Annotated in this window: 7 protein-coding genes; 4 read left to right on the plus strand and 3 right to left on the minus strand. The window is 62.7% G+C overall.

Translation table 11 applies throughout. The features are described from left to right. Both AC1D00_RS22695 and AC1D00_RS22700 read left to right on the plus strand, forming a co-directional pair. A partial coding sequence (locus tag AC1D00_RS22695) for an ATP-binding cassette domain-containing protein (RefSeq protein WP_477012185.1) occupies positions 1 to 761 on the plus strand: 761 nt, incomplete at its 5' end. 33 nt (positions 762 to 794) lie between these two features. Further along, positions 795 to 2,024 (plus strand): Gfo/Idh/MocA family protein, encoded by a 1,230-nt coding sequence (locus tag AC1D00_RS22700; RefSeq protein WP_477012186.1) that lies wholly within the window; start codon positions 795 to 797, stop codon positions 2,022 to 2,024. A gap of 293 nt (positions 2,025 to 2,317) precedes the next feature. On the opposite strand, the gene AC1D00_RS22705 is transcribed toward AC1D00_RS22700, so the two are convergent. Beyond that, positions 2,318 to 3,040: a molybdopterin-dependent oxidoreductase gene (locus AC1D00_RS22705; protein ID WP_477012187.1), complete on the minus strand. Its 723-nt coding sequence runs from the start codon at positions 3,038 to 3,040 to the stop codon at positions 2,318 to 2,320. A gap of 232 nt (positions 3,041 to 3,272) precedes the next feature. Between AC1D00_RS22705 and AC1D00_RS22710 the strand changes: the two genes are divergently transcribed. Further along, complete coding sequence (locus tag AC1D00_RS22710; RefSeq protein ID WP_235886004.1) at positions 3,273 to 3,893, plus strand: TetR/AcrR family transcriptional regulator; 621 nt, start codon at positions 3,273 to 3,275, stop codon at positions 3,891 to 3,893. A gap of 41 nt (positions 3,894 to 3,934) precedes the next feature. Beyond that, positions 3,935 to 4,351: a hypothetical protein gene (locus AC1D00_RS22715; RefSeq protein ID WP_477012188.1), complete on the plus strand. Its 417-nt coding sequence runs from the start codon at positions 3,935 to 3,937 to the stop codon at positions 4,349 to 4,351. A gap of 306 nt (positions 4,352 to 4,657) precedes the next feature. Here the strand turns inward: AC1D00_RS22715 and tenA are convergent, their stop codons facing one another. After that, on the minus strand, positions 4,658 to 5,332 hold the full coding sequence (tenA, locus tag AC1D00_RS22720) for a thiaminase II (RefSeq protein WP_477012189.1): 675 nt from the start codon (positions 5,330 to 5,332) through the stop codon (positions 4,658 to 4,660). Between the two features lie 309 nt (positions 5,333 to 5,641). Next, positions 5,642 to 6,068 (minus strand): nuclear transport factor 2 family protein (locus AC1D00_RS22725; protein WP_477012190.1); only part of this gene is annotated, 427 nt, incomplete at its 5' end.

Below are 6,068 nucleotides of genomic sequence, written 5' to 3' on the forward strand. Positions count from 1 at the left end.
ATCGGGGCAACGACTGGTTCAGCTCGCAGACCGAGGTCGCGGCCGTGAAGAACGTGCACTTCGAAATCAGGCGCGGCGAGACGCTTGGCCTGGTTGGGGAGTCCGGCTCGGGCAAGAGCACGATCGGCCGGCTGGTGATGCGCCTGACCGACGCCGACGCGGGCGTGGTCCGCATCGGCGATCTGGATTTCTCCGAGGCCCGCGGGGCCCGCCTGCGCGCCGCCCGCAAGCACGTCCAGATGGTGTTCCAGGATCCCTTCGCCTCGCTCAATCCGCGTCGCCGCGTCGGGCGGATCATCGCCGACGGACCGATCGCGCATGGTGTCCCGAAGGCGCAGGCCTACGCGCGGGCCGAGGAACTGCTCGAGCTCGTGGGTCTCGACCCAAGTGCCGCGCGCCGCTTTCCGCATGAATTCTCGGGAGGGCAACGCCAGCGGATCGGAATTGCGCGCGCGCTGGCGCTCGACCCGGAAGTGCTGGTGGCCGACGAACCGGTGTCGGCGCTCGACGTCTCGGTCCAGGCGCAGGTGCTCGCCTTGCTCGAGTCATTGAAAGCGCGGCTGCGGCTGGCGGTGCTGTTCATCACCCACGATCTCAACGTCGCCGCCCAGGTCTGCGATCGGATCGCAGTGATGCGCCTCGGCGAGATCGTCGAGATCAGGCCGACCGCGGATCTGCTGAAACGACCGGAGCATCCCTATACACAGGCCCTGCTGGCCGCGATCCCGGGCAGGCAACGCAGAACGCCCACGTCTCTCTGAACCGCCGCATCTTCATTGAAAGAGGTCTCAGACATGCAGAAGCTCACGGAACTTCCACAGCTGCGCATCGGCCTTGTCGGCAGCGGCTTCATCGCCGCGTTCCATCTGCAATCCATGCTCGGCGTGCGCAACGTCAGCGTCGGCGGCGTCTACAGCCGTTCTGCCGAGCGGCGCACGCGTATCGCGGACAAGGCGCGCAGTCTCGGCCTCGGGCCGGCGCGCGTGTTCGACAGTATCGAGGCGATGGCGATGTCCGGCGAGGTCGATGCGCTTTGGCTGCTGACGCCGAACGACAGCCGTCTCGACATCATGCGCGAGATCCACCGCGTGACCAAGGCCGGGGCGCCCCTGCGCGCCATTGCCTGCGAAAAGCCACTCGCCCGCACGCTGGCCGAAGCACGGGAAATGCGCAGGCTCGTCGAAGATGCAGGCCTGCTTCACGGTTATCTGGAGAACCAGCTGTTCTCGACCGCGGTGATGCGCGGCAAGGACATCATCTGGCGGCGCGCCGTACCCGGAAGCGGGCGCCCCTATCTCGCGCGTGCCGCCGAGGAGCATTCAGGACCGCACGAGCCATGGTTCTGGCAGGGCGACAAACAGGGAGGGGGCGTACTCTCCGACATGATGTGCCATTCGGTCGAGGTCGCGCGCTTCATGCTGACCGCGCCCGGCGCAAAGCGCGACTCCTTGCGGCTGCTCAGCGCCAGCGCCACGACGGCCAATCTCAAATGGACGCGCCCCCGCTACGCTGCCGATCTCAAGACGCGAATGGGGGTCGATTTCACCAAACGTCCGGTCGAGGATTTCGCGCGCGGGATGCTCACGCTGGAAGATGCCGACGGCCATCAATTGATGATCGAGGCGACGACCTCATGGGCCTATGTCGGCGCCGGCCTGCGCATCCAGCTTGAATTGCTTGGTCCCGAATATTCGATGGAGTTCTCCTCGCTCTCGACCGGGCTCAAGGTCTTTCTCTCCCGCGCGATCCGCGGATCGGAGGGCGAGGACCTCGTCGAGAAGCAGAATTCCGAGCAAGGTCTGATGCCGGTCGTCGAGGACGAAGCCGGCATCTACGGCKACACCGACGAGAACCGCCATATGGTGGAGGCATTCAGGCGAGGCCTGAGCCCGGCGGAAACCTTCGATGACGGGGTCGGCGTCATGGAAATGCTCATGGGACTCTATCGCTCGGCGGAACTTGGCCGGACCATCCATTTCCCGGATCCCGAACTCGATCACTATGTGCCTCTCGTGGCGCGCTGACGGCGTGAAGCCCTGTCCGCGCCTTTCCTGTCCGTCAGATGCTCCTCTGCGGACGGACGTCGCACGACGGATGGCTTGCGAAACTGGATCGCGTCCGACCAGCCACTCGCTTTTTGTTTCGACGGTCCGCAAGCGGCGCGGAGCATCGACCCGTCAAACAGCGGACACGCCTTTCCGTTCTCGCGGCGCATTTCGCCCGAGCTTTGCTGGCGCGCGCCGCCAGCAGCATGAAACCACCGAGCGCAAGCCGATTAGCATCCACGCCCCATTGCTCGCCGGATGCGCGGGTGTGCTCATGGAAGCCCCTCCCCTGGTCTCGTCATGTGCTCCGACGTCGCCGGCGAATGATTCTTCGCCTGGTACATTTCGAGCGCTTCCGCGCAACGCTTTATGGTGGGGGCGATCAAAGGCCGATATGCGCGCCGCAGGAGCCACCCTGGAAACCCGACACCGCGCTCCTCCACCGCGACACGAGCCCGCGGATGCATGATAAAGCCAGGTCCTGCCGGGCGATAACGACCCGGATGGACGCCGAACTCTATCCGTTCGATATGCTTGACGTTCTTGTACCCGTAGTGGGCCGGTGCCACCAACCGCAGCGGCGCTCCATGAGCCACCGGGAGCGGCGCGCCGTCCAGACGATCGGCCAGCAGAACCTCCGGCTGCAACAGATCGACCAGTGGCAAAGCGGCGTGGTAGCCATCGCTTCCGCGGAACACGACCAGTCGGTCCTGGTCAGCTTGATCCAAAGCGAACGCGGTGCAGAAGTCGCGAAAGCCGACCCCTTCCCAGCGGTGGCCGAGACTGCTCCAGGTTGTGACGCAATGGAGGTCGCTGAGCTGGATGGTTCGCGGCAACGCCCCCCAACGATCCGGTCCTACCTCGCCAACGACACGGCCATCATTGCTCAACTCAAATCGCACCACCTCTGGTTTCCCGGGAAAACGGTTCGCAAAGCGCGGCAATCCGAAACGCGGAAAGGAAGCGATCGCGCGTTGGCCAGGTGGTAAGGTCATCGCGCATGATCTCCACGGCTTGCGTGAGACGCCCTGTGCTCTGACGCATTCGGGTGACAGCGCGAGTTGGCGTTAGGGCAGACCGACCAGGGACCCCTGTCGTGCCTGACCTGATCTGCCAATGAGCCAGGGACGGCGACAATCATCGGTGACCCTCCTGTTTTGCAGCGCAACTTCGCGTTCGCGATTCATCTACTTGATTTTAATTTTAGAATCTAGTATCTAATTCGTGATGCCGAGGCCGTCGAAGTTTACCGAACACCAGATTCTGGATGCCGCAGCGCGTATCATCGCGAACTCCGGCGTACCCGCCGCGACGATGTCTGCGATCGCCCATGCGCTTGGGGCGCCGTCCGGATCGATCTATCACCGGTTTCAATCACGCGATGAACTGCTGGGCCGCCTGTGGCTTGGCAAAATGGCGGCATTTCAACGGGGGTTTTCAGCGGCGCTCCAACACGATGATCCTGACGACGCCGCCATTGCCGCCAGTCTGTTCGTGCCTCAGTGGGTCAGATCGGATCGAACGGGTGCTCGGATCGCGATCATGCATCGGAGGGAGGAGTTTGTAGGAGGCGGCTGGCCGCCAGATATGGAGCGCGAAGCACGGCGCCTGGGAAAGGAGCTTGACGTCGTCCTCGACGACATAACCGGACGGCTGTTTGGCGAGGTGTCGCCCACGTTGAAACGCTCGACCAGATTCGCAATCATTGACATCCCCTATGCGGGGGTGCGTCCGCACATCTCGCGCGGTGAAGCACCGCCACCCGAGATCGACAATCTCGTGCGCGCGGCAGCGATAGCGAGCATTCGTGCGACACGCGACACCTACACTGAACCAACTCGAACATGACGGCCCACCGCCACATGATCGAGCGACCCACAGAGAATCCCATGATGGCTACGAAGGTTCTGCAACGAATTGGCGCGGCAATCCTCGTCACACTGGGCGTTGGTCACCTCATCCTCAGCATCATCTTTAAAGGACCAAAAATGCTTGATTGGGTCACCCAGGGCCTTTGGGCGGCGGTGCCGCTCAAGCTGGGCACGCAGCAGCCCAGCATCGAAGCATTGCAGAACGTTGCCGTCTTCTGGGCAAGCATAGGCAGCTTTGCAATACCCTCGATTTTGCTGGGCGTTCTCCAGTGGACGCTTGCCGGAAGGAGCATCACGCCTGGGTCGTGGCTCGGCTGGGCGGTGATCGTCTGGTTCGCATTGTTGACGTTGCTGCTGGTCCCATCTCCGGGGATCCTGGGCGTGATCGCCGGCATTTTGTTTCTTGTCGCTACCCGGCAGGCGCGGCCCATTTGACCATGAAGACCTTCGGAACAAGGCGCGAGCTCCGTCGCCTACCATTCAGCGAGGAGTTGGCAGGAGACACCAGCAGCATGATGCACTCGGACCAGATCCATATCGATGCTGATGATCGGACGGATCGACAGTCACTGCCATGACTGGACGCTCCATCGCGGCGACTACGGCTGGCTCAGAACCATCACCACTCGTGCTGTTTGCTACAACGGGCTGTTGGCTACAGGACCGCGCGACTGCGCGCATTAATCAGCGATGCTTCCGCGTGTATGAGCTTCAGGTTATGAGCCTGACGATTGCCGAGGGCTATTGAACAAGCTGGCCCGCGCGCCAGCCCATCTCCCAGAAGTCTGCCTCGAGTCGGGTGGCTTCCTTGAAGATCGCAATCAGCTCTGCCTCGCGGGCCGGCGTGGCGTAGAGATCGGCGAGATGCTCCATGTGCGCCCGCGCTTTCGCCGCGACCTCCTGGTACGGCGCGCCGGCGTACTCGGCGATCCAGACGCGATAGGGATTCGTCGCAGCGTCCGCATCGGGGCGCGAGGCGAGCCGCGTCGCGATCTCCGCGTACCCGATCACGCAGGGGGCCAGCGCCACCTTGAGTGCCAGCAGGTCGCCGCGCATTCCCGCGTCGAGCACGTAGCGTGTATAGGCCAGCATCTCGGCCGCCGGAGGGGTCTGTTCAAGGTCGGTCGGCGATAGACCCCATTCGGCACAGAGCTTCACATGCAGGTTCATCTCGACATCAAGGATGGCCGAAAGGCCGGCTGCAGCTTCACGCATGTCGGCAAGCCTGGGCGACTTGTAGACCGCGAGCGCGTAGGCGCGCGCAAACTCGATGAGGAACAGGTAGTCCTGAGCGAGGTAGTGACGAAACGCCGCTTCGGCGAGCGAGCCGTCTGCCAATCCGTTCGTGAAGGGATGCTCGGTGTAGGCCCGCCACTCAGCGGATGCTTCTGTCTTTAAACGCTCGAAGAAACTCACGATCCATTTCGCCTGACTTGCTTTTCCATGACTTTTGCTCGCTACCGATAGTGCGCGAACCTGGATGCTGACCTTGACAGGCCGCGGTGATCAGCCGGCCCGATGGCGTACGGAATTCGCTTGCCGTTGGTCGCCGGGACTGACTTGGGTTCTCACGCTATCACCAACAGAGCGCAATGCCCAAGTCCAAGTTTCGATTGCAACCGAAGTGCAGCGAACGTGGTCGAATTCACGTGCGTCATGCTGCTCGATCGGGCCGGCTGCGACCTGTTGACGATCTGCGACATCATCGAGAAGCCTGCTGGCCGCTTAGGTACGCCGCGCCTCCTCGCTTAGCCAATCGAACACCACTATGCAGGCGGCGAGTCGAGGTATACGTAAAGAGCCGCAATCTTGCCGTCGCGCGCGATGATGAAATCCACACCGGTGTACACCGGCGCTTCGCCTTTCGGCCCGGAGCCCCACGCCAAGCGTCCCGAATTGTGCAGAACCTGTGGGACACCATGTGGCGTATAAGCAAAATGGGGATGCGTCGCCCGGAGAATCGCCCGCGAACTTGTCCAACGCGTCATGGCCGACGAGCGCGCCAGGCGGCACGTACAGCACGCAGTCGTCAGTATAGAGCTCTTGAATTGCAGCCTTTCGACGTACCGGATCACCCTCGCCAAAAACTTCCGGAAGATTGCGGTTGAGTAGCGTCGCGATCCCACCCGCCAGATCATGCGCGACCATGTGA

This window comes from Bradyrhizobium sp. P2_E8, assembly GCF_056403875.1.